The 22,084-nt window shown below is 59.2% G+C and carries 22 protein-coding genes and 2 pseudogenes; 14 read left to right on the forward strand and 10 right to left on the reverse strand.

Annotated elements, in window-relative coordinates; all coding sequences use genetic code 11:
* Positions 1-85: 85 nt before the first annotated feature.
* Entirely contained in the window at positions 86-982 is an 897-nt protein-coding gene (locus AB8B31_RS04170) for a LysR family transcriptional regulator (protein ID WP_026188302.1), read from the reverse strand.
* A 133-nt stretch (positions 983-1,115) separates the two neighbouring features.
* Here AB8B31_RS04170 and AB8B31_RS04175 point away from each other — a divergent pair, with 133 nt between their 5' ends.
* Positions 1,116-2,102 carry an MBL fold metallo-hydrolase gene (locus tag AB8B31_RS04175; protein ID WP_439007355.1) on the forward strand — a complete coding sequence of 329 codons (987 nt, stop codon included), beginning with the start codon at positions 1,116-1,118 and terminating at the stop codon, positions 2,100-2,102.
* Between the two features lie 101 nt (positions 2,103-2,203).
* On the opposite strand, the gene AB8B31_RS04180 is transcribed toward AB8B31_RS04175, so the two are convergent.
* Positions 2,204-2,803 carry a c-type cytochrome gene (locus AB8B31_RS04180; protein ID WP_439007356.1) on the reverse strand — a complete coding sequence of 200 codons (600 nt, stop codon included), beginning with the start codon at positions 2,801-2,803 and terminating at the stop codon, positions 2,204-2,206.
* Between the two features lie 198 nt (positions 2,804-3,001).
* Between AB8B31_RS04180 and AB8B31_RS04185 the strand changes: the two genes are divergently transcribed.
* The 3 genes from AB8B31_RS04185 (at position 3,002) to AB8B31_RS04195 (ending at position 5,730) form a co-directional block, all read left to right on the forward strand.
* Complete coding sequence (locus AB8B31_RS04185; RefSeq protein ID WP_018517454.1) at positions 3,002-3,925, forward strand: helix-turn-helix transcriptional regulator; 924 nt, start codon at positions 3,002-3,004, stop codon at positions 3,923-3,925.
* A gap of 201 nt (positions 3,926-4,126) precedes the next feature.
* Entirely contained in the window at positions 4,127-4,813 is a 687-nt protein-coding gene (locus AB8B31_RS04190; RefSeq protein ID WP_018241038.1) for an alpha/beta fold hydrolase, read from the forward strand.
* A 215-nt stretch (positions 4,814-5,028) separates the two neighbouring features.
* Entirely contained in the window at positions 5,029-5,730 is a 702-nt protein-coding gene (locus AB8B31_RS04195; protein ID WP_018241039.1) for an alpha/beta fold hydrolase, read from the forward strand.
* A 186-nt stretch (positions 5,731-5,916) separates the two neighbouring features.
* Here AB8B31_RS04195 and AB8B31_RS04200 read toward each other — a convergent pair whose 3' ends face one another.
* The 3 genes from AB8B31_RS04200 to AB8B31_RS04210 form a co-directional block, all read right to left on the reverse strand.
* Positions 5,917-6,513, reverse strand: a complete 597-nt coding sequence (locus AB8B31_RS04200) for a general stress protein (RefSeq protein WP_018241040.1) — start codon at positions 6,511-6,513, stop codon at positions 5,917-5,919.
* A gap of 16 nt (positions 6,514-6,529) precedes the next feature.
* A complete protein-coding gene (locus tag AB8B31_RS04205) occupies positions 6,530-6,847 on the reverse strand; it encodes a PepSY domain-containing protein (RefSeq protein WP_018241041.1) in 318 nt (105 codons plus the stop codon).
* Positions 6,848-7,175: 328 nt separating this feature from the next.
* Complete coding sequence (locus AB8B31_RS04210; protein WP_018241042.1) at positions 7,176-7,574, reverse strand: RidA family protein; 399 nt, start codon at positions 7,572-7,574, stop codon at positions 7,176-7,178.
* Between the two features lie 137 nt (positions 7,575-7,711).
* On the opposite strand from AB8B31_RS04210, the gene AB8B31_RS04215 reads away from it, so the two are divergent.
* From AB8B31_RS04215 to AB8B31_RS04240, 6 genes and pseudogenes are all read left to right on the forward strand, one after another.
* Positions 7,712-8,323 (forward strand): TetR/AcrR family transcriptional regulator, encoded by a 612-nt coding sequence (locus tag AB8B31_RS04215; RefSeq protein ID WP_018241043.1) that lies wholly within the window; start codon positions 7,712-7,714, stop codon positions 8,321-8,323.
* 403 nt (positions 8,324-8,726) lie between these two features.
* Positions 8,727-11,159, forward strand: coding sequence for an arylsulfatase (locus AB8B31_RS04220; protein ID WP_018517453.1), 2,433 nt, complete (start codon positions 8,727-8,729; stop codon positions 11,157-11,159).
* A gap of 16 nt (positions 11,160-11,175) precedes the next feature.
* A pseudogene (locus AB8B31_RS04225) lies at positions 11,176-11,423 on the forward strand (TetR/AcrR family transcriptional regulator); the annotation flags it as partial.
* A gap of 104 nt (positions 11,424-11,527) precedes the next feature.
* Positions 11,528-12,316, forward strand: coding sequence for a transglutaminase-like domain-containing protein (locus AB8B31_RS04230; RefSeq protein WP_018241046.1), 789 nt, complete (start codon positions 11,528-11,530; stop codon positions 12,314-12,316).
* Between the two features lie 286 nt (positions 12,317-12,602).
* A complete protein-coding gene (locus tag AB8B31_RS04235) occupies positions 12,603-12,890 on the forward strand; it encodes a hypothetical protein (RefSeq protein ID WP_026188303.1) in 288 nt (95 codons plus the stop codon).
* Between the two features lie 379 nt (positions 12,891-13,269).
* Entirely contained in the window at positions 13,270-14,880 is a 1,611-nt protein-coding gene (locus AB8B31_RS04240) for a DUF1254 domain-containing protein (protein WP_018241047.1), read from the forward strand.
* 302 nt (positions 14,881-15,182) lie between these two features.
* On the opposite strand, the gene aac(6') is transcribed toward AB8B31_RS04240, so the two are convergent.
* Positions 15,183-15,635, reverse strand: a complete 453-nt coding sequence (gene aac(6') / locus AB8B31_RS04245) for an aminoglycoside 6'-N-acetyltransferase (protein WP_018241048.1) — start codon at positions 15,633-15,635, stop codon at positions 15,183-15,185.
* Positions 15,636-16,147: 512 nt separating this feature from the next.
* Here aac(6') and AB8B31_RS04250 point away from each other — a divergent pair.
* The gene (locus AB8B31_RS04250; protein ID WP_018241049.1) at positions 16,148-16,366 is read left to right on the forward strand and encodes a hypothetical protein; all 219 of its coding nucleotides are present in this window, start codon (positions 16,148-16,150) and stop codon (positions 16,364-16,366) included.
* A gap of 165 nt (positions 16,367-16,531) precedes the next feature.
* On the forward strand, positions 16,532-16,789 hold the full coding sequence (locus AB8B31_RS04255; protein ID WP_018241050.1) for a GlsB/YeaQ/YmgE family stress response membrane protein: 258 nt from the start codon (positions 16,532-16,534) through the stop codon (positions 16,787-16,789).
* A gap of 73 nt (positions 16,790-16,862) precedes the next feature.
* On the opposite strand, the gene AB8B31_RS04260 is transcribed toward AB8B31_RS04255, so the two are convergent.
* Both AB8B31_RS04260 and AB8B31_RS04265 read right to left on the reverse strand, forming a co-directional pair.
* On the reverse strand, positions 16,863-17,432 hold the full coding sequence (locus AB8B31_RS04260; protein WP_018241051.1) for a pyridoxamine 5'-phosphate oxidase family protein: 570 nt from the start codon (positions 17,430-17,432) through the stop codon (positions 16,863-16,865).
* Positions 17,433-17,523: 91 nt separating this feature from the next.
* Positions 17,524-18,228: an SDR family oxidoreductase gene (locus AB8B31_RS04265; RefSeq protein WP_018241052.1), complete on the reverse strand. Its 705-nt coding sequence runs from the start codon at positions 18,226-18,228 to the stop codon at positions 17,524-17,526.
* A 123-nt stretch (positions 18,229-18,351) separates the two neighbouring features.
* Here AB8B31_RS04265 and AB8B31_RS04270 point away from each other — a divergent pair, with 123 nt between their 5' ends.
* Entirely contained in the window at positions 18,352-19,233 is an 882-nt protein-coding gene (locus AB8B31_RS04270; protein ID WP_018241053.1) for a LysR substrate-binding domain-containing protein, read from the forward strand.
* A gap of 419 nt (positions 19,234-19,652) precedes the next feature.
* Here AB8B31_RS04270 and AB8B31_RS04275 read toward each other — a convergent pair whose 3' ends face one another.
* Complete coding sequence (locus tag AB8B31_RS04275; protein ID WP_018241054.1) at positions 19,653-19,979, reverse strand: hypothetical protein; 327 nt, start codon at positions 19,977-19,979, stop codon at positions 19,653-19,655.
* A 499-nt stretch (positions 19,980-20,478) separates the two neighbouring features.
* Positions 20,479-21,461: pseudogene (locus tag AB8B31_RS04280) on the reverse strand (phosphotransferase enzyme family protein).
* Positions 21,462-21,596: 135 nt separating this feature from the next.
* Here AB8B31_RS04280 and AB8B31_RS04285 point away from each other — a divergent pair.
* Complete coding sequence (locus tag AB8B31_RS04285; protein WP_018241055.1) at positions 21,597-21,911, forward strand: hypothetical protein; 315 nt, start codon at positions 21,597-21,599, stop codon at positions 21,909-21,911.
* Positions 21,912-22,084 lie beyond the last annotated feature (173 nt).

Genomic DNA, 22,084 nt, shown 5'->3' on the forward strand with positions numbered 1-22,084 from the left:
TCGGATCGACCTCGAACGGCAGAGGACGATCGACTACCAGTGAGCCTGACCGCCATTAACGGAGACGCGTCTGATAGGCGGGACGCTAGGCTGCCATCCGCGCGCGCAGGCGGGGGCCGATCCAGTCAAGGAAGCACCGCACCTTCAGCGACAGCGGATCGGCTGGTCCGTGAATAACATTTACCGGCAGCGGCTCCGGTGCGAACTCCGCCAACAATTCCTGCAGGGCGCCAGAGCGCAAATGGTCGTTGATCTGGTAAGAAAGCACGCGAATAATGCCGATACCGGCCAGCGCAGCCTGAATGGCAGCCTCTGTCGTGTTGACCGCGAGTTTGAGGCGCGGCTCGACGGCGAAGGCCGCGCCGTCCCGGCGGTATCGCCATTCCGGGGCGGTCGCGAAGCCCTGGAAGCTTATGCCATCATGCGGGGCGAGGTCTTCCGGCTGACGCGGCACTCCTCGGCGGGCGAGATAATCGGGGCTCGCGCAGATCACCCGGCGGACGGCGCCAACCCGTGTTGCGATAATCGCGCTGTCCGGCAGGTGCCCGATCCGCAGGGCTACATCGACGTGCTCATCCCTCAGGCTTAGCTGCCGATCAGTCAGGGTCAGCCGCAGGTTGATATCGGGTTGCTCCTTCAGGAATTCGAGCGCAATTGGCAGCAGATGGCGCTCGCCGAAGGCAATCGGCGCGGTCACGTGCAGCCCGCCACGCAGCGCTCCATAATCGCCGCTGGCCTGCCGCTCCGCCGCGTCCAGTTCCTCGAGAATACGACGTGACGCGGCGACGAAGGCGCGCCCCTCCTCCGTCAAGGCAAGGCCGCGGCGGGTGCGCACGACCAGGCGAACGCCAAGATGCTTTTCAAGATCGGCCACTTTGCGGCTGACCGTGGCCAGCGGCGCATTCAGCCGCCGTGCCCCGGCAGAAAGACTGCCGGCGTCGACCACCGCCAATAGCACCGCCATCGCGTCAAAACGATCCATCGAAGCCTTCCATAAAATGAGAAGAATGTTTCCACATTGCCAAGATACCCGGTTGATTGTGGATGTCATAGCATTCGCGTCGTCAAGGGGCTCGACGTAGCTCCCATCGTGCTACTGATCCGGAGAAGATGTCATGCCTCAACTTTCACGTCGCGCCTTCGCTGGCGCCCTGCCTCTCGGCCTCATCGGGGGAAGCCTCCTCGGTGGAGGCCTGCTCGGCGACTCCGCCGCCCGTGCGGCGACGCAGGAAGCTGCCAAGGCGCCTGTTGCGATGAACCCGTTCGCACAGATCCGCATCGGTCGGTTCACCGTGACGGCACTGACGGACGGCTATGCCGATATGCCCTATGACTACTTTCCGGGGCGCTCAGCGCCCGAGGTCGAGAGGGCGGCAAGCGCACAGTTTACCGCCCGGCCGAGTGGGGTTCGGTTCCTCTTCAACCAATATCTCGTCGAGGATGGCGAGCGCCGCATCCTGATCGATGCCGGTGCGGCAGGTTCGATCGGGCAGACCGGACAGTTACCACAGGCACTCGCCGCGCTCGGTCTGAAGCCCGACAAGATCGACGCGGTCATCGTGACGCATATGCACCAAGACCACATGGGTGGGCTGGTTCTGGGAGGTAAGAACAACTACCCCGGAGCCGAGCTTTATATCGATCGTCGCGACATCACTCACTGGACCGATCCGGCCAAGCGCAGCGGCGCGCCTGAATACCTGCAGACGAGCTTCAGTATGGCGGAGGAGGTGGTGCGGCTATATCCGAGGCTCCAAGCGATCGACGGAGAGCGCGAGATCATGCGGGGCGTTTCGATCGTCGACTTAACCGGCCATACACCCGGCCATATCGGCGTGCGGGTGGAAGATGGCGGGAAGAGCATGATCATGGTTTCGGATATGATTTTTCCGGTCGTGCATCCGGCCGCGACCGATGTGTTCTTCCTGTTTGAGCAGGACCGTGCCGCTGCGAAAGCCATGCGTGATCGCTTCTTTCCGCGTGCCGCGTCGGAAGGCGCACTTATCGCTGCCACGCACATGCCGTTCCCTGGGCTCGGTCGTGTCGTTGCTGATCATGGGGAGATGCGTTGGCAGGTCGCAGACTGGGCCTTGCAGGACTGATGTCTGCTCTCGGTGATCTTAAGGGTATCAATGCCAAGCAGATCCCAACTGCAATCGCGCCGGCGGCCCTATTAGGTGGATCGCCGACCCCGAACTGATCGTCAGAGGCCGGCAAGATAGTGAGCCATGGCAGCGATGTCGTCGGCCGAAAAATTGCGCACCAAGGCGGTCATGCGGGGCATGTTCGGGCGCTTGTTATCGCGAAAGTCGGAGAGGGTTTTGATCAGGTAGTCCAGCTTCTGATTTGCGACGCGCGGAGTGTTGGCGTATCCGACGAAATCCTCCCGGTGGCACGAGGTGCACATCTTCCCGGCGTCGAGCGCTTGGAAGCGGGTAATGCTCGCTGCGTCGGCCGGCTCGCGGTAGGCGGGCCAGGGCAGTGCGGAGAAGTAGGCTGCAAGCGCCTTCATGTCGTCGTCGGAAAGATTCTTCGCGATCCGGCCCATGAGGTCGTCGGTGCGCGCTCCATTGCGATATTCCTGCAAAGCTATCAGCAAAGAGGACTCGTGCTGGCCGGCGATGATCGGCGTGTTCTTAACGGTCGGCAGACCTTTCTTACCGTGACACATCTGGCAAAGCTTGGCCTTGTGGGAGATTGCCGCCGGCGGTGGCGCAGCATTGTTCGGCGCTCCAGCCGGCAGCGGACCGAGGGCCACGAGAGCGGCGATGACGAACGGAGCGAGCGCATTGCTGCAGGGCATGCGAGGCCTCCAGATCGGGGCTTAAGCTGAAGTGTGATGCTGATGTTATCAGGAGATGCAACCATTGGCGAACGGACCCCGCCGCCTCCATCCGACTATGGCTGCGTTTTTATGAGTTCACGCCCTAGTTGACTTGGAGTCTTGCGGCATTTGCTGCATAAGTCCGGGAAATTCTGGCCTAAATACGGAGCTAAAGCGATGAAGGTTCAGGGCCAGAGTGAGCTGTCTGGTATCGGTGAAATCCGAGCCCAGCTCGGCGGCTGGCCCATATCGACGGCAGGCATGTCGTCTACCTCTCGCGGCCTGCACTTTGATGTGAGAGACGGGAGCCACGGCGTCGAACTGGTTGTGCCTGGGTGTGATCATCATGCAGTGTTAGTGGCGCTGGGATCATCACGGCAATTCCGCTTTCAAACGCACATAGCGTCCCGCGAGGTATCTTGCAGAGCAGGGGATCTGATTGTCGTCCCGGCCGGTAGCCCAGCACGGCTTGGAGGCGCTATCCCGCCAATGCTTCGGATCGGTATCGACCCAGAGCAACTCAGCGATGGCTCTCGGTTACGTGAGCCCCTCCGAGGCAGGGATGATCAGACGGGCTCTATCCTTCACGCCAACGATTTGTTTGCACTGTACATCGGCGGCGCGATCCTCGAGGAGATGCGCAAGCGGGATTTTCAATGGCGGATGCCTCTGTTACGTCACCTTGCTGAAGCGCTAACCGTGCATTTCGTTACAATGTATGGTGTTTACACAGTCTCCGATCACACCGGCGAAATCAGTGACAGGGAAGCCATCCGACGGGTAATCGAGCATCTTGGGCGGACAACGCACGACTTTCCTGACCTCTCCTCACTCGCGAAGCGGACCGGTCTCAGCCGCTTTCACTTCATCCGGGTTTTTAAAGCTGAGATTGGCATGACGCCTGCGCGATACGTGGAGCAATGCAGAATTGAGCAAGCGAAGTCATTGATCGAGACAGCCGAAATATCGTTGGCCGATATTGCCGATAAGCTTGGGTTTGTCGATCAAAGCCACCTGACCCGCCGTTTCAAAAAGGTCGTCGGTAGCACCCCTGCTGCATACGCACGCGCACAGGGCCGCCGGCATTTGTCAGAGATATAACAATAATGTACAAAATAAGCAATAAGCTACCATTAGCGTCAGATAACTTCGACACTTATCAAGCCGAAAAACAGATTTTTCGTCTCATTGGCCTATTTTAAGCAATAACATCCCATGTACAGCAATAAAATGCCATGACCTAATCTCCAAAGTAGTTCATATGTATTGCCAACAGACGACATCAGCGCAGGAGATGTAACCGTGAATATTAGAAACGTTATTCTTGTACACGGATATTTCCTCGACGGTAATGCTTGGAATAAAGTTATACCGTTACTGTCAGGGCGAAGCATTGATGCAATCGCCGTTCAGCTTTCATTGACCTCGTTCTCTGAGGACGTGGCAATTGTTCATCGCGCCATTGAAATGCAGGACGGTCCGGTCATCCTCGTGGGACAGTCTTATGGTGGCGCGGTCATTACCGAGGCGGGCAACCATACCCGAGTTGCCGGCCTCGTCTACATCGCCGGCGCTGCGCCAGACAGTGGCCAGTCCGTCGACGACTGGTGGAGCGGTTATGCGACTGCGGCTGTTGTGAATGAACTGAGGCCCTGGGGCGACGCGCATGTTACGCTCACCCGCGACGGGGTGCGCAAATACCTGGGCCAGGATCTTCCGACCGAAGAAGCCGATATTGTCTACGCCACTCAGGGACCGCTTGGAACACGCAGTAAATTAGAGAAGATCTCAAAAAGCGCGTGGCACACCAAGCCTTCTTGGTACATGGTCACAACGCTCGACCACACGATGCCGCCCGCGGTACAGCAGGACTCCGCCGAACGTATGGGTGCCGAGATCATGGTTGTTCAGGCAAGCCACTTGCCTATGCTTTCACAACCGAAAGTCGTTGCCGAGTTCATCGCCAACGCCGCCGCGTCTTTTGACTGATAATTCGGTCCCAAGCCGAAGCATCATTCAAAACAACATATTCCGGAACGACCTCGCCACAACGGCGAAACGACGACCCATTCTTTAGCGGACTGTGTCTGTTCGACCAAGTTCGACCTGGCGCACATCGCCTGGTCACAAAAGCTTCGAAAGAAGCCGTTGGCTCGCTTGCCCCCCAACGGAATTATTTGCCCAACCCAAGAAGGAACAGGATCATGTCTACATCATCGAAACCCACCATCGTTTTTTGCCACGGCATTTGGGCCGACGGCTCATGTTTCAGCAAAGTAATCCCTGCGCTTCAGGCGGACGGGCACGAAGTCATCGCCGTCCAGTACGGCCTGGACTCCTACGAGGAGGACGTGGCTACGGTTAAGCGGACGCTCAATCGTGTCGGCAGCCCCGTCATCCTCGTCGGGCATTCCTACGGTGGCGCAACGATCACGGCCGCCGGCATCGACGAGCGTGTCGTTGGTCTGGTTTACATCGCCGCGGTCGCCCCGGATGTCGGCGAGACCGTGCAGGATCAGCTCGCCAAGTATCCGTCGGACATCTTCAACCATGTCGAGGCAGCGGACGGCCGGGCCTGGATGCTGCCGAGCGGAACCAAGTTCTTCGCTGGAGACCTCTCGGAGGAAGAGCAGAAGCTTGTATGGGCCACGCACTATGCGCCGGTTGCCGATCTGTTCAACCAGCAAAAGCTCAGTGCCGACGAGATCGCGTGGAAGTCCAAGCCAAGCTGGTACGTCTTGGCGACACAGGACCACACGGTGCACCCCGATCTCCAGCGCTGGGTTTCCAAGCGTATGAACGCGACGGTGACGGAGGTGGAAAGCAGCCACGTGCCGATGCTCTCTCAACCCGACGTGGTTATCGATGTCATCCGCAAGGCAGCGGTGGCCGTCGAGCGTCGCTGATATATCGTGGAAATCGCATATGAAGAGACCGCCATGAGGCGGTCTTTTCTGTTGTCGGCAGATGCACCTATAAGCGCGTCCGCCAACTTCGCTGTGGGCCACTCCCGCCAGAGGCACCGGCTGACGCGTGAGATCACCGCTTCAACCCTCCTTGCGACGTGCAAGGAGGGTTGAGCTCAAGGCCGGTTAGGCGGTCCGCCGATACCGGTCGCGCTCCTGCGCGATCTGCTCGGGGGCATATGGATCGAGCGTGTCGTCGAACCGGGTCCAGCCCTGCTCGTTATAGGCACGCCGACGTTCGATCGGGTCGACCCAGTTTGAGCCTTGCAGAATGGCCTGCGCCTCGGGAGCGCGGGCATCGTCGACCTTGGCCGTGACCAGGCTGCCGCCCCGGCGGACACCTTCGGCATAGAGGTGAGCATCATCTTCCGGGACGCCGGAGTCGGTGAGGGCGCCGATCAGGCCGCCGGCCGCACCGCCAGCGACGGCGCCGGCGACAGCCCCGGCCGCAGTCGCGGCCAGCCAGCCTGCGGCAACCACCGGCCCGACACCGGGGATGGCCATCAGGCCCAGTCCGGTCAGCAGGCCGCCAGCGCCGCCGACGGCAGCGCCAATGCCGGCACCCGTCGCGGCATCCTCGCCAACGTCAGAGTCGCGATCGATGCGGCCTGCCTTGTTGGAGACGATACTGATGTCGTTTGACGGAATGCCTGCCGCTTCCAGTTTGCTGACGGCGGAGCGAGCGTCCGAGTAGTCGTCGAAAAGTCCGGTTACAGTTCTCATCATGCTTCTCCTTGGGTTACTTGGCGACGATGTTGCCTTGATAATCGAGGGCAATGGCGACGGTTTTGCCGTCCTTCATGCCGGAGGCCATCCAGATCCCCTTGTCATCGAGCTTGAGATCCTTGACGTCGGTGTAGCCCGCTTCCGCAATGCGATCCTTCGCCTGTGCTTCGGTGAAGCTATTGGCGCCCTCAACGGGCGCAGTCGGATTTTTGCTGTCTGGGGTTGCAACCGCAGGTGTATTTCCATCCTTGGATGGAGCCGGTGTGGTTTGGGCAAAGGCCGCAACGGCGGACGCGCCGAGAATTGCCGCCGCGAAGACGATCTTGTTCATATGTGTTTTCTCCATTTGCGGATCAGATGAGATCCATGCGGTCAAAACACGCAGGGGAGATCTTTGTTCCCAGAGATTATGCGGTTGATTTTTCTAAATATATGGCAAAGCGGCGCGCTACGGGGTCATTCTTTGCGGCGCCGGGGCAATGTAAGCAGGCAATAACAGAGGGGTAACCGGCGATCCACGGGCGGCTTGAGGAAGCCTCTCGGTGTGAGGTCGACCTCTAACTCTTAAAGTTGTGTTTCTGTCAAATGTCCCAGAGGGTGGCAGCGCGGGCCGCTCTCCCGCCGGCGCTTTGTGCGGCGACGGATGCGGCCCGGCAATGTCAGTGACTTCCAGGAATACGGGCGATGACCTTTATCTCGAAGTCGAAGCCGGCGAGCCAGTTGACGCCGAGGGCCGTCCAGTTCGGGTAGGGCGGCTTGCTGAAAATCTCCTGCTTGACGGCCATGATCGTTCCGAACTGGTTTTCAGGGTCGGTGTGGAAGCTGGTGACATCGACAATATCATCCAGCGTGCAGCCGGCGGCACTCAGCGTCGCCTTCAGATTGTCGAAGGCCAGCCGCACTTGCCGTTCGAAATCGGGTTCGGGCGTTCCGTCCGGACGGCTGCCGACCTGTCCGGACACAAACAGCAGATCACCGGATCGGATCGCGGCGGAATAGCCGTGCTCTTCGTAAAGAGCGTGCCGGTTGGCGGGAAAGATTGCTTCGCGTTGGGTCATTCTGATCTCTCTTCATTGTTGACAACGACCGATGAGCACGAGGGAAAGCTTCACATCTCACGCCCGATTTGGTATACGGTTCGTATGTGAAATATGCGGCATGCATAGCGTATGTCAAGTCCATATACGCTTCGTATATGAAATTGAGGGATGGAATGGTCAGGAAGCGCAGCGAAACGATGCAGGAAAACCGCGTCAAATTGATCGCGGCGGCGCGGAAGGCTTTTGCGGAAAAGGGATACTCTGCAGCATCCATGGACGAGCTGACGGCCGATGTCGGTCTGACACGGGGCGCGCTTTACCACAACTTTCAGGACAAGCGCGGGCTGCTGGCGGCAGTTGTCGATCAGATCGACACGGAGATGGCGGTGCGCGCGCAAGAGATTGGCGCGCGCGCAGGCAAAGATTGGCAGGGCCTGCTTGCCGAGGGTGCGGCCTATATCGAGATGGCGCTCAATCCGGAGGTCCAGCGCATCGTTCTGCTCGACGGACCTGCGGTGTTGGGCGATCCATCGCAATGGCCGAGCCAGAACAATTGCCTGCAGGTGACCAAGAGCACGGTGGAGCGGCTGATCGCCCAAGGCATCCTCAAGCCGCTCGACCCGGAGGCGGCGGCCCGGTTGCTGAGCGGCGCCGCTCTCAATGCCGCCCTCTGGATCGCCGCCAGCGAAGACCCGCAGAGCGTGCTGCCGAAGGCGGTCGAGGCTTTTCAGGCCATGGCGGCAGGCCTGCTGGTGGAGCGTTTGTGATCTCCGAAGGGCGACGGATCAGTGCCGATCAACTTTCCAGCTTTGTCGGCAGGCAAAGCCGAAGCAGTTCCAGCGGCAACTATTGGGGACCCATAGCGCCACTCCACGGGCGACCGGATGCTACCTGTATGAGACGGTCATGGTACTGTAACCTACCCGTTGCGTTCCCCCAATGCGCTCCAATTTTGAAATCTTGCTCGACGCGCAGGAAGCCTCGCATTCCGCTCTCCGAAGCAATCCGGAGACAGTGAATCACGATCACGGCGGGCCTGGGCGAGCGACGTCTTCAACGGCCTGCCAGGTCCAATTCCGCCCGTAGACTACAGTAACTACGTTGCTCCCGCGTCAAGAAATCCTCGATAGTTAAACACTCGGCAAGCGTCCCTTTTAAGGAGCTCGAACGATGAAATCGACTGTGATGACATCGACCGCGATCATGGCAATTCTGATCGGCTGTTTCGGCGCAAATGCGCAACAAATCACTGGCACTCCAGGATCGCCCGACGCGACCGTCACGATCGACGGAAAACAAATTCCGCCGCCGCCGGTGCCGTTCGGCGGCGTGATCAAGGAAAGCGCCATGGATTCCAAGCCTTACTGGCCACCGACGGTCGCGCCACCCAAGGGCGCGCCGAATGTGCTGCTTATCATGACCGATGACCAGGGCTATGGCGTATCCGGCACCTTCGGTGGGGTCGTTTCGACCCCGGCTATGGATCGCGTCGCCCAGGCAGGATTGCGCTATACACAGTTCCACTCCACCGCGCTTTGCTCGCCGACGCGGGCCGCTCTGATCACCGGCCGCAATCACCACTCGGTTGGCTACGGGGTGATCGGCGAACTGTCCACTGGTTACCCCGGTTATGACTCCGTCATCGGTCTTGAGAACGCCACGATCGGCGAAATCCTCAAGGAGAACGGTTATGCCACCTCGTGGTTTGGCAAGAACCATAACACGCCTACCTACGTGTACAGCGCGGCCGGCCCTTTTGATCAATGGCCGATTGGCATGGGGTTCCAGTATTTCTACGGGTTCATGGGCGGCGAGACCGACCAATGGACGCCCTACCTTTATCAAAACACGACCCCGATTTTTCCATGGATTGGCAAGCCCGGCTACAACCTCACCACCGACTTGGCGGACGAGGCCATCAAGTACATGAGCAGTCTGAACGCGGCTGCACCCGCCCAGCCGTTCTTGGTCTATTACGTGCCGGGCGGCACCCACTCGCCGCACCAGCCGAAGGCGGAGTGGAGAGACCAATTCAAAGGCAAGTTCGACATGGGCTGGGAAAAGTTGCGCGAGCAAATCTTCGCCAACCAGAAGCGGCTCGGCGTCATCCCGGAAAACACGAAATTGACACCCTGGCCGGATGACCTGCCGAAATGGGAAACACTTTCCCTGGTGCAGAAGAAACTCTATGCACGAGAGGCAGAGAACTTTGCCGGCTATGTGGCCTATACGGACCATGAGATTGGCCGGGTCATCCAGGCGGTCGAGGACATGGGCAAGCTCGACAACACGCTGATCATCTACATCAGCGGCGACAACGGCACCAGCGCAGAAGGCACCCTGGAGGGCACGTTTAACCAGATGACCGCCTACAACGGAATTCTGACCCTCCCCGAAGTCGAGCAGATGTTGCATTATGAAGATTGGGGTTCCGACAAGACCTATCCGCACATGTCGGTGGCATGGTCTTGGGCGTTTGATACACCGTTCAAGTGGACCAAGCAGGTGGCGTCGCATTTCGGCGGGACCCGGCAAGGCGTGGCCATTTCCTGGCCCGGCCATGTCAAGGACGTGGGCGGCATTCGAACCCAGTTCCATCATGTGATCGACATTGTTCCGACAATCCTGGAGGCCACGGGCATCAAGGCACCTGAGGTGGTCAACGGGATCAAGCAGAAGCCGATCGAAGGCATCAGCATGGCTTACACCTTCGACCAAGCGAATGCCAATGCGCCGTCGAAGCGCGACACGCAGTATTTCGAGATGTTCGCCAACCGCGGCATCTACCAGGACGGCTGGTATGCCTGCACGACGCCGGCCGCCGCGCCGTGGCTCATGGGAGCTTCAAAGCTTCCCGACGTCAACGACTACAAGTGGGAGCTCTACAACCTCACCGAGGACTACTCGCAATACGACGACCTCGCGGCCACGAATCCTGACAAGCTAAAGGCACTGCAGGCGGTCTTCATTGCGGAGGCCGCGAAATACCAGGTCTTGCCATTGGACAACACGGTCATCACACGCGCCATTACCCCGCGACCGAGCGCGGTCGCCGGCCGAACGGAGCTGACCTACTCGGGCGCGAATGCCAACATTCCCGTGGGCAATGCTCCGAGCATTATGAACAAGGACTACACCATAACCGCCGAAGTGACGATCCCCGAAGGCGGCGCGGAAGGTATGATCGCGACCATGGGCGGCCGCTTTGGCGGCTACGGTCTCTACCTGCTCAAAGGCAAGCCAGTCTTCGTTTACAACCTCCTCGATCTGGAGCGCTACCGCTGGGAGGGCGGCGTGGGGGCCGAAGACTGGTTGGGCGGCAGCGCGCTCGAGCCGGGCAAGCACACGGTCGTGTTCGACTTCAAGTATGACGGTCCCGGCCCCGGCAAGGGTGGCACCGGCATCATGACGGTGGATGGCAAGGAGTTTGCTAAAAAGACGATGCCTCACACCATTCCGTTTCTCATGGCCATCGACGAGTCCTTCGACATTGGGAGCGATACCCGCTCGGCGGTGGACGACAGCTACCAGCTGCCGTTCCACTTCACCGGGACGATCGACAAGCTGACCTACAAACTCGGGCCGGATCGGCTGGCGAAATAGGGCGCGCAGGTGGATGGCCGGGCAGATCGAGATGGCGCTCAATCCGGAAGTCCAGCGCATCGTTCTGCTCGACGGACCGGCGTATTGGGCGATCCCTCTCAGTGGCCGAGCCAGAACAATTGCCTGCAGGTGACCAAGAGCACGGGGGAGCGGCTGATCGCCCAAGGCATCCTCAAGCCGCTTGAGCCGGAGGCGGCGGCCCGGTTGCTAAGCGGCGCCGCTCTCAATGCCGCCCTCTGGATCGCCGCCAGCGAAGATCCGCAGATCAAAGAGATTTGAGCGAGGTGCCGGCTCGAGCCGCTACCGTCCTTGCTGATTAGACAAAAATCAACTCAGTCTGTGCTCCAATCAGTGTGATGGAGAGACACATGGAAGGCGTCGATCGCTGGATTCCGTATAGTGCAATGACCAATCCAGGTCGTCACGCCAGTGCAATCGCTGTACTTCCGACCGAGGTTGGTGCTCTAATCCAAATCATTCAAGGCGTCTTGGTTCATTCTGATTGGATAACAGAGTACGGCCTTGACGAGACGATTCTGAATTCGACGGCGCGAACGACACTGCCGATCGCGGAGCGCTTGGACGACGTCTTAAGAAGGGATCCACGGCCTCTCAACATCGCGCGGTCGGCCGACAAGCGGTCTGTCGGAACCTGCCGCGACTACGCGCTGGCGCTCTGCTCTTTTCTGCGATGCAGGGAAATTCCCGCCCGTGTGCGCTGTGGTTTTGCAGCTTATTTCTCCCATGGATGGGAAGATCACTGGGTATGCGAATACTGGGACTCCAGCGCTGGAGAATGGTGCCTGTGCGATCCCCAAATCGATCAGATGCTGCGGCAGAGGAACCAAATCTCGTTCGCTCCGGCCAATGTTCCACGCCAGTCCTTCATGTCGGCGGGAGAAGCGTGGCTGGAATGCCGGCGAGCGAAAGCAGACCCAGCTTCCTTCGGGCATGGCAACGTTACCGGTCTGTGGTTCGTGAAAATCAACGTGCTGCGCGACCATTATGTGCTGAACGGTCGCGAGACTTCGAGTTGGGACCGTTGGCGGGACGCGCCTCAGCCCAAACGCGCGGTGATCGGCGGTGAATTGGAGTTACTGGACGCCTTAGCCGCAAGCCCGGATCAACCGCTCGTGGAGATTGCACCAGACTGGTAGATCGGCCAAATCGAGAACCCGTTCGCTCTGCATGACCAAGACTTTTGGGCCTTCTTTGCTGATGACCGCAATTCGCGCGAAGCCGCCGCGCGCGCAGCAGGAAATAGGCCGAGCTGGACCGGGGAGCCGCGGACTTTAGGGGATTGCCTTGGCACAGTCTCGGGCTCGAAATAAATGCCGGACTTGCATATCGGCTCTAGAGGTGAAGGCGAGACGGTTTCACGGATGCAAAGAGTCCGGGCGGGGCGCCCCCGCTGCTAGGCTTCGGACGTTGGGGAGTATTGTAGTGGTTGCTGGCGATCTAATTGTACTGTGGATCATGTTCTGCGTGGTGGGCGCCTTTTGCGCTTACCATTGGTATTGGTTCATCAGGTCGATCATCTTCTACAGTAGAAACGGCTTCGATTTCCGCGAAGATTTCGGACCCGAGGCATACTGGTCCGAGCGGGGAGGTGATGATGATTGCGTGTTGATGAAGCCGAAAGAGAAGTTCCTGATCGCCCAGCCTTCTTTCGTGGTTGTGACCTCTGTTATGTTGACTTTCATAGTTTTAGGTTTGACGGGAATTATTTAGCCTTGCGTCGGTTGCAAACCGCAGCTCTTGGCTGGAGCCCGACAACATATTTCCGCCGGCCCTCGTAGGCTAACGGTGGTTTCTTGGTTAAGAGTTTGTCCATCATCGCGCGCAACCTCCAAGCGTCGCTTTCCTTGAGGCCCGTGCCGACTGATCCCACGTAAATCAGGTGGTTACCCCGGCGAGCGGCCAGCAGCGATCCACTCCGCGGGCGACCGGATGCTACCTGTATGATACGGTGATGGTACTGTAATCTACCCGTTGCGGTTTCCCTCATGCGCTCCAGTTTTGAAATCTTGCTCGACGCGCAGCAAGCCTCTCTGCGAAAGCCCGCCGGCGAAAATGCGTCAATCTCTGAGATCGATGAAAGGGATGTGTCATGAAATGCATGCTCCCCGGAATGATGCTGCTGGCATCGACTATTCTCGGCGGTATTCCTGCCGCTGCAGCCGACGCGACGCCGCCAATCCTCGTTACGCCGGACAAAGTCGATAGCCGTATCGGGATGCTTGAGTTCAAGGACGGCGCTCCAACAGCCGAGACCGTCGACAAGGTTTACGACACGCTGGATTTCACACGGGCTCTGGACGCCTACCTCAACAGCTACGGCGGCGCATCTGCCTACGCAATCCGTAAGGGTTTCATCAGTGCAGGTGCTGAGGACAATTCCGTCATCATCTATTCGGAACTGATGGATTCGAATTCGCTGTTCCTCACCCCGAACGCCGACACCGTCTATTACATGGCAGTCGTCGATCTGACGAAGGGCCCGATGGTGATCGAGCAACCACCGAAGGGGCTCGGCACCATAAACGATATGTGGTTTCAATGGGTCGTCGACATCGGCTTTCCCGGCCCCGACCGCGGCGAAGGCGGAAAATATCTGGTCGTACCGCCAGCCTATGACGGTCCACTTCCCGAAGGTGGTTTTTTTGTAGCGCGATCGAAGACAAACCGCGTTCTGTATGCGGCGCGGGCCTTTCTGACCGACAACGACCCGAAGCCCACTGCCGAGCTGATCAAGAAAGCGCTCAAGATATACCCTTACACCCCAGGAGGCGTTGGCACGAGCATCGCGACCGCGCTCCAGGGCGACGTCAAACTGGAAGTGGGTCCGGCAATTCCCGAGACGAAATTCGTCGAAGCGAGCGGAAAATCGTTCAACACCATCCCGCCGACCGACGACTCGTTCTTCGCGATGATCGACGCCAATATTCAGGACGAACCCGCCACTTCCTACAATCCGGAGCTTGCAGGGCAGTTGGCGGCGATTGGCATTGTGAAGGGTAAGGAATTCAAGCCGGACGACCGCATGAAGAAGATACTGACCGATGCCGCAAAAGTGGGAAACGCGGCAGGGCGTGTGTTGAATTGGCGGCCGAATGAAGCTCACGGCTGGAGCTACTATCCCGGCTCCTCATGGACGAACATGCTCTGGCAGGGTGGCGCCAACTTCGAGACGCCCCCGCCATTATTTACCAAAGACGGCAAGTTCGAACCGCTTCCGTCGACCGGAGCGCGGACCCTCGATTCGAAGACCGCGTTCTACTACGCCTACACCCTCGACTCTCCAGGCATGATCATGCGCATTCCACGCGTCGGCTCGCAGTATCTCATCGGATTCCTCGACGCCGACAAGAAAGACCTTGATGGTGCCAAGACCTACAAAGTGACGCTGCCGCCGAACATTCCCGCGGCTGCTTTCTGGTCGTTCACGCTCTACGACAACCAGACCCGGTCGATGCTCCAAACGCCCCAGCGTTATCCGCGTGCTGGCAGCCAGAGCTATCCGACACCCGCAGCATCCGCCGAGGATGACGGCTCCACAATCGTGTATTACGGCCCAAAGAAGCCGGAGGGCGTCAAAGACGGGAACTGGGTTCAGACCATGCCGGGAAAGGGGTACTTCACGATCCTTCGGCTCTACAGTCCGCTTGAGACCTTCTTCACCAAAGAATGGCGGCTGAGCGAGATCGAAGCCGTGAAATAACGGCCGGGGTCGACATAGAAGCGCCGGACTCGGAAAAGCCGGCCAATGCTCTAAAAAGGTACCGAGCGGCACAGGCTCGATCGGCGGTCGTCGGTTTACCCTTGCCATTGGATGATGATGGGGCGTTGGGTCTGCTTTCGGCCCCAACCGGACATTGGCCGCCGCAAAAATCCGCCGCGAAACTCCAACCTTTGCGACAGAGTTTTGCGGCGAGAATCCTCGAACGCTTTCAGGAAAGACCGGAGTGTCGCAAAAGTCAGGATTTGTGCGGCGAACCATCCTCGTGGAAGGGCAACACCGGCCTAAAGTGGCTTTCGGAAGAACACGACGCGCTGTGTCTCCTCAAATCCTAAAGCAGTATGGAGCGCATGGCTGGCTGAATTCTCAAGCCGCGCGTCAGAGCCAAACTCAACACACCCAAGCGACTTTCCCCAATCGGCAACGGCATTGCAAAGCGATCGGGCGATACCCTTTCGCCTGTCAACGGGCCTGATATAAATCCCTTCGAGGAATAGAACCGGCGAACTGCTGCATCCATTCACATAATCATGTCGCAAACTGGCCTCAGCAAACCCGACAGCTTCATTCGCAGCATTTCGAGCGATGAACGCGATGGCTTCTCCACTTTCTGAAAGAAACGCCCGGCCCAACTCAGCTCGATGATCTTCGAGCGAGTGATGCGGCCACAGCGCAACGCGAAGCTCCGCCCAAGACTCAACATCCTTTATGGTCCCAATCTCGATAATCGATTCCATATTGTGGTTCTCTTTTGTCGCGAAATTTCCCGATGAAAGCGACACTTGTTTTCCTGACTTTTGCAACCTCGCAGAATAGACGGTTTTGCGGTGCCGGCAATGTCAGCAAATGGCGCAAATCCGCAGCGCGCACAGCGGGAAATATGCCGAGCTGGACCGGGAAGCCGCGGACTTCAGGGATTGCCTCGGCATGGTCTCAGGCTCGAAATCAATGCCGGACTTGCATATCGGCTCTAGAGGTGAAGGCGAGACGGTTTCACGGATGCAAAGAGTCCAGGCGGGGCGGAACCGTTGCTGCGGCTATCGGTTAATCCGCTGAGGTCGCGGCGTGCCAATCGGACGTGACGGAGATGGTGAACGCACCGGTTTTTCCGATTTCTCGGTGCGGGCGCAAATGCCAGGAGAGCACCTTACCCGTTCGCCGCGACCTCATCCCGCCGCCTGCCCGTCAAAGCCGGTGGAACACGTGAGCGACCATGCTCCGCGTGGATCGATCAGAGGAGGAGAAGGTCATGAGCAAGAATAATTGGAAGGTCGGGCTTCGCGCCAAGCTGGAGCGTCTCGTCGACGACTGCGTTGTGGCCGGGGCAAGGCAGCAGGACGTCTTCGATGTGATCATCAAGGAGATCGGCAATCTGCGCGCAGCCCTTGAGCGCGATCCCGACCCTGCGGAGGACGACGTTGCCGTCATAGAGGAGCCTGCGAACGATTGGCCGGCGGCCGACAGGTGACCTGAATAAGATCGGGAGGGGCACGCGACCTCTTGCGGGCGGGCTTATGGAACCAACTGGCGCGGCGGAGGGTTATAGTGTTGTCGCTTGGCCATCGGTTTAGCTCGATCGGCGAGACATGATAGCCGGCGCCGGCCGCTCAATCATTCACAATGGGGAATTGCTATGGAAAGTGCAGGTATCGGCTGGATCGCCGCAATCATCATCGGCGGCATTGCCGGCTGGCTCGCCGAAATGCTCATGAAGAGCAACATGGGCGTGCTGATGAACATCATTCTCGGTATTGTCGGCGCCATCGTCGCCAACTTTATCCTCTCGCTCTTCGGCGTCGCCCTTGGCGGCTGGCTGGGTTATCTGATCGCGGGCTTCATTGGAGCCTGCATCCTGATAGCCGTTGCGAGAATGGTCAGACGTACGGCCTGATCAAACAGGAGGCGGCCCGCAAACCGGCCGCCTTCATCACGTTTTCGCGCGCTCACGCGTGGTCGTCCGGCGTTCAGGGATTGACCCAGCGGGAGGAGGTCAGCGCGCCCAGTTTGTCGTAGGCAAAGACTGCGCGTCGGTTGTCGGCGTGGCGCAGCTGGAACCAGTCCAGCGTCTCGGCCCGAAATATCAGCACCCCGAAGAAGGCCCGTCCATCGGCGTCTGCGCCCGCTGCCTCGCTTGCCGGCTGCTCGCCGATTTCGTCGCCCGGCGGCCCACCCATATAGGTACTGCGCGTCGATCGCGGCAGCAAGCTCCAGGCTTCAGTCGCGCTTTCGCTTGCCGGTCCATGGAGTTCGGCCGATCCCTGAAGGCGAAGCTGCACTTTCGGCTGCGGGCCATAGCCGAGGATGGTGACCAAAGGGTTGGCCGATATTTCCTGCCATTTCGGGCTTCTGACATCGGTATGGATTTCCAGGATGCGTCGCGCCGCATCCGCGCGCCGCAGCACCACCATGCGGGCTTGCGGCCGGCCGCCGGCGTCGACCGAACACAGGTTCAGGTAGCGGAAGGCCGACTGCGGATCGGCGGCAGCACCTTCGAGTTCGGCCCAGGCCGATGCATCGACCTCGGCGAGGTTCACTGTGTCGCCTCCGCCTCGGCGTCTCTTATCTCGCCGGCCTTGACGTAGTCGCAGCACATCGCTGTTCTCCCTGGCGTTGAAAGCGGTCCTGTCAGACGGACCGGGTAAGGCCGCCGTCGATCTTGAGGCTCTGGCCGGTGATATAGCCCGCCCCTTCGGAAACGAGGAAGGAAATCGTCGCCGCCACTTCGGCGCTGGTGCCATAACGCTTCATCGGTACGCTGTCGCGGCGCTCCTCCGTCGCCGGCAGGCTGTCGATCCAGCCTGGCAACACGTTGTTGATGCGGATGCCGTCGCCCGCATAGGTATCGGCGTAAATCTTGGTGTAGGCGGCGAGCCCGGCGCGGAAGACGGCCGAGGTCGGGAACATCGCCGACGGTTCAGCCACCCAGGCGGTGGAGATATTGACGATTGCGCCCGACTTCTGCGCCTGCATGATCGGCGTCACCAGCCGAACCGAACGGATGACGTTCATCAGATAGACGTCGAGGCCGGTATGCCACTGTTCGTCGGTGACCTCGGTGATCGGCGCACGGGGACCGTGACCTGCGCTGTTGACGAGAGCGTCGATGCGACCCCACTTTTCCATGCATGCGTCGACCAGGCGCTCGAGGTCGTCGTTGGACTGGTTCGAGCCGGTGACGCCGATGCCGCCCAGTTCGGTGGCAAGCGCCTCGCCCTTGCCTGACGAGGACAGGATGGCGATCTTGAAGCCATCGGCCGCAAGCCGCCTCGCGGCTTCCGCACCCATGCCACTGCCGCCAGCCGTAATGATCGCTACCTTTTCTACTGTCATCGTCGCTCTCCCTACCAGATTTTGCACCCATTGCCGGGCTCTGATCCTTCGAATACCATGGGCTTCAAGCGAGAGCGAACCAGTTTTCGTGACATGTCCCAGTAGAAAAACTATCGAGAGTCCATGTCCATAGGCAATCTTCCCTCCCTCAACGGCCTCAAGGCCTTCGACGTGGCGGCGCGTCATCTGAACTTCCGGCTGGCGGCCGAAGAGCTCGGCGTCACCCAGGGAGCTGTTGCCCAGCACGTGCGCGGGCTCGAGGCGGAACTCGGGGTGGCATTGTTCGAGCGCCTGCCGAAGTCATTGGCGCTGACCGGCGAGGGGCGAAGCTACGTCGCCGACGTCAGGCGCGCCTTCGAACTGCTCGCAAACGCGACGGCGAACCTGAAGCCTCAGCCGGTCAAACTGGTGGTCAGCACGACACCGACCTTCGCCTCGAGATGGCTGATCCCGCGTCTTCCGGATTTCACCTCGCGGCATCCCGATCTCGATCTCCACATCCTGGCGACGGACCGCATTTCCAGCTTCCAGGTCGACGGCGTCGATCTCGCCGTCCGATATGGCAGCCCTCCCTTCGGTCCAGGCCTCGCCGCCGAGCTGCTGTTCGAGCAGGAGATCATCTCCATCTGCAATCCAAGCCTCGTCGCCGACGGAGCCGAGCCCAACAACGCGGAAGAACTCTCGCACTACACGCTGCTTCACGATGCCCATAATTCCTGGCCCGAATATATCGATCGTTTCCTCGGCGGCGGTGATCCCACGCTGTTTCGCGGCATCAGCTTCTCACAGACATCGCACGCGATCGAAGCTGCCATCGCCGGACAGGGCATCGCCGTGGCAACCCGCGCTTTCGTCTCGACCGACATCGAGGCGGGCAGGCTGAGGCAAGTCTTCGACGGCGCCCTCAGGGCGCGTTCGCACTTCTATCTGGTGAAGCCGCGATATCGGAAGTCCGAAGCGGTGGACAAGCTTCAGGACTGGCTGCGCTCGCAGGCGCAGAGCTGACGGCAATTCCAATTTTCTCCTGGCCCAATTTTCTCCTAGAAGGTTACTATCCGGAATGGGCATTTGTGTACTTGTTGGTGTGGTCTTTCGTTGTTTGGATTTTCGGAGCTCTTCTTCGCAACCCTCGGCCGTCGCGGAAGAGTGGGCGCAAGCTTTGACGAGACGATACCGCATCATCAAATGATGGGCACCGATCGGCGCTTTCCGAAATCAGTAGTCGTCCACTTTCGGCTCAAAGGAGACGTTTGTTTGGCACAGACCATACGTCGTCCGTGGTATTGAAGTCATAGGAAGATCTGGGACATTGGCGTTGCTCATCTTACGCCACTGCCGCTATCCCTATGCAATCAGGAGCGCACTAAATTCGTTGATCGGATATTTGTGGCATTTGCTCCATAAGTCCGAGAATTTCTGGTGTCCTATTCAACCGTGAGTGTGCCGCCCTTCTTGGAGTAGCTTTTTCCTCCAAGCGAATTGATCGTCGCGCATGCTTCCTTGGCGAACTTCTCGCACATCTGGTTCCCCTTGATGCGCCAGGTCCCTGTGTAGCTGTTCTTGTCCCCGTCGACCGTAGCTTCGATCGTTCCATCTTCTTTGTAGATTGTGATGCCCGATCCGCTCTTAGACTTCCAATGGATCGTGTGGCCCACCAACTCGCCTTTCAATTGCTCACCCGTCAGGGTCGCTGCATACGCAAATGATACGAAGGCTAGCATCATGCAGCCCGAAACTGTGATCGTCTTCATCATTCTCTCCCTAGTTTGACGCCCGCATTCCTAGAAGATTTATACTTCGTCGCGGTCGTTATCGCCAGTTTGGAGATCGATCCGGGCAGTGCGATGACCAGCTCGCGCGGTCACTGGGTCCCTCCGGGAGGTAGAATCTTCGGCGATGGCCAAAGTCGCGCCAGGCATCCGGTCGATCCGGGGGGCGTACTTCGACATCTCCGAAAGCTCGTTCGCCAGCCTGTGATCTAGCGTTCCCGAACCGGTGGGCTCAAGATGTTGGCAATGGCGCTATCCGGTCGAGAGCGTGATCCTCTCTGTGCGGCGTCTCGACGCGCAGGTCGCCCATCACCAAGTACATCTCATGGGACGCAATTCAGACACCGGGTGGCACGACTTCCGCGTGGGCGAAGGTCGAAGCGATCACCGACTACGCCAACGCACCGCCCGCTGTGTGGCACCGTCTTCGTCTACACTGGGGCTGCCACTCCGATCCTCAGGCCGCTGAGCAGAACTGCATTCAGAACAGCCGCTCGACACATCGCTCGGTCTCCCACTGCCTCAGGAAATTTGCTTCCCGCGCAATCCAGCCGACGGTCTCGCTTCCCCATTCCTGTGCCCGGCTTGCATACTCGCCCATCAGCCAGATGTGGCGGACGATCACGAACCGATGGGCGGCTTCGAAGTCATCAGGCGTGATCGGCCGGACGGCCCGATAGCCATCGACGAAGGCGTCCCACATGGCGGTCGACCTCCGACCGAAGGACGTTTGCGCCCACAAAAACACCGACAGGTCGTAGGCGAGGTATCCCGAACCGCCGTCGTCAAAGTCGAAAAATACGGCTTCGCCTGCGTCGTTGATCCGCGCATTGAAGCCGTGACAGTCACCATGGCAATGCGTCCAGCTCAGATTGGCGAAGGCTTCAATCGCCTTTGCGGTCCGCGCAGCGATGTCTTGGAGATCGCTGCGGACCTCGGCGTCTTCCACGACGCCGCTATCGCATATTCGGGCGAGGGGCCGATGCAGCAAGTGTTCGAGATCAAGCCGATAGAGCGCTCCGTCGGCTGAAATGTCTCGGCTGCGTTGTGCATCAAGGCAAGCGTCTTGCCGTTGGCCCGTGCATCACCGGCATCCGTCGTATCCGGCTTGCGGCCCTCGATCGCCCGGAAGAGCACGGCCTGGCGCGCACCCTCCGGCGCCTGTCCTTGAACGAACAAGCTGCCCTCGCGTGTCGGGACGGCTGCTGCGACCGGAACGCCCGATTGCGCGAGATGCGTGAGGAAAGCCGTTTCGGTCTTGACGTCGGCCGGGCCACGGGCGCGGCGATGGGAAAGCCGGAACACATACCGCTCGCCGTTGCTCCCGAGGGCCAGATACACATCGTTCAAGCCGCTCTGCAGCATCCGGCATGAAACCGGCCCTGCAAGCGGATAATGCTGATCGATGAACTGTTCGATAGCTGCAACCTGCGGAGTTGAATAGAGCGGATCGAAGTCGAGCATACGGCATCCCATCATCGCTCACTCCTCCGCAAATCGATGCGACGATCGAATCGCGGACGCAAAATGCGAGCAATCGCAATATAGTGATCGAAAATACGGTGGGTAGGCAACCGAGGCAAACTTCGAGATCAAGCCATGAAAGTCGATATTCTGCACGAAGAAAAAATCATTGGGCATGCCGACCTTGGTCCCATCGATCCGTCGATGGGCGTTGCAGGGGGACGTTTCGTTCCCACTCCAGATTATGATCCACGCCTCCACGCGTTCGTCATTGATGGCGAATATAATGATCCAGAAGGCAAGGCCCAGCTCTCTGCATATTCAGCAGAGTTCGGGGTGCTTCGATGCGAGGGCGTCGCGATTGAGGATTTCAATGAAACCGTTCAGGAAATAAATATTGTCATATTGGGCATGGCCTATCCTGAATATGAAACCGCCTTTGCATCTTAGTTGCTTAGGGATGAAATTTTTGCTTCCGGCAGTCTACGCCCTGATGTCCGTTTTTGCGGAGGTCGCAAACTACGCCCGCAATCACTAGTAGGGTGAGACACACGCCCGCCGCGGACCGAGGCACCAGCGGCAGATGGAAAGGGCAGGATCCATGCGACCATTCGTGCCGCAAG

Origin of the sequence: Rhizobium sp. 62_C5_N11_2 (genome assembly GCF_051811185.1) — a bacterium.
Taxonomy (GTDB): Bacteria; Pseudomonadota; Alphaproteobacteria; order Rhizobiales; family Rhizobiaceae; genus Rhizobium; species Rhizobium leguminosarum.

Bases quoted from the DNA above. Each gene is read 5' to 3' on its own strand.
- AB8B31_RS04240 (WP_018241047.1), top strand. From the start codon at position 13,270: ATGAAATGCATGCTCCCCGGAATGATGCTGCTGGCATCGACTATTCTC.
- AB8B31_RS04230 (WP_018241046.1), top strand. From the start codon at position 11,528: ATGGAAGGCGTCGATCGCTGGATTCCGTATAGTGCAATGACCAATCCA.
- AB8B31_RS04175 (WP_439007355.1), top strand. From the start codon at position 1,116: ATGCCTCAACTTTCACGTCGCGCCTTCGCTGGCGCCCTGCCTCTCGGC.
- AB8B31_RS04205 (WP_018241041.1), bottom strand. From the start codon at position 6,847: ATGAACAAGATCGTCTTCGCGGCGGCAATTCTCGGCGCGTCCGCCGTT.
- AB8B31_RS04185 (WP_018517454.1), top strand. From the start codon at position 3,002: ATGAAGGTTCAGGGCCAGAGTGAGCTGTCTGGTATCGGTGAAATCCGA.
- AB8B31_RS04200 (WP_018241040.1), bottom strand. From the start codon at position 6,513: ATGAGAACTGTAACCGGACTTTTCGACGACTACTCGGACGCTCGCTCC.
- AB8B31_RS04270 (WP_018241053.1), top strand. From the start codon at position 18,352: ATGTCCATAGGCAATCTTCCCTCCCTCAACGGCCTCAAGGCCTTCGAC.
- AB8B31_RS04195 (WP_018241039.1), top strand. From the start codon at position 5,029: ATGTCTACATCATCGAAACCCACCATCGTTTTTTGCCACGGCATTTGG.
- AB8B31_RS04180 (WP_439007356.1), bottom strand. From the start codon at position 2,803: ATGCCCTGCAGCAATGCGCTCGCTCCGTTCGTCATCGCCGCTCTCGTG.
- AB8B31_RS04210 (WP_018241042.1), bottom strand. From the start codon at position 7,574: ATGACCCAACGCGAAGCAATCTTTCCCGCCAACCGGCACGCTCTTTAC.
- AB8B31_RS04265 (WP_018241052.1), bottom strand. From the start codon at position 18,228: ATGACAGTAGAAAAGGTAGCGATCATTACGGCTGGCGGCAGTGGCATG.
- AB8B31_RS04255 (WP_018241050.1), top strand. From the start codon at position 16,532: ATGGAAAGTGCAGGTATCGGCTGGATCGCCGCAATCATCATCGGCGGC.
- AB8B31_RS04275 (WP_018241054.1), bottom strand. From the start codon at position 19,979: ATGAAGACGATCACAGTTTCGGGCTGCATGATGCTAGCCTTCGTATCA.
- AB8B31_RS04215 (WP_018241043.1), top strand. From the start codon at position 7,712: ATGAAATTGAGGGATGGAATGGTCAGGAAGCGCAGCGAAACGATGCAG.
- AB8B31_RS04220 (WP_018517453.1), top strand. From the start codon at position 8,727: ATGAAATCGACTGTGATGACATCGACCGCGATCATGGCAATTCTGATC.
- AB8B31_RS04250 (WP_018241049.1), top strand. From the start codon at position 16,148: ATGAGCAAGAATAATTGGAAGGTCGGGCTTCGCGCCAAGCTGGAGCGT.
- AB8B31_RS04170 (WP_026188302.1), bottom strand. From the start codon at position 982: ATGGATCGTTTTGACGCGATGGCGGTGCTATTGGCGGTGGTCGACGCC.
- AB8B31_RS04285 (WP_018241055.1), top strand. From the start codon at position 21,597: ATGAAAGTCGATATTCTGCACGAAGAAAAAATCATTGGGCATGCCGAC.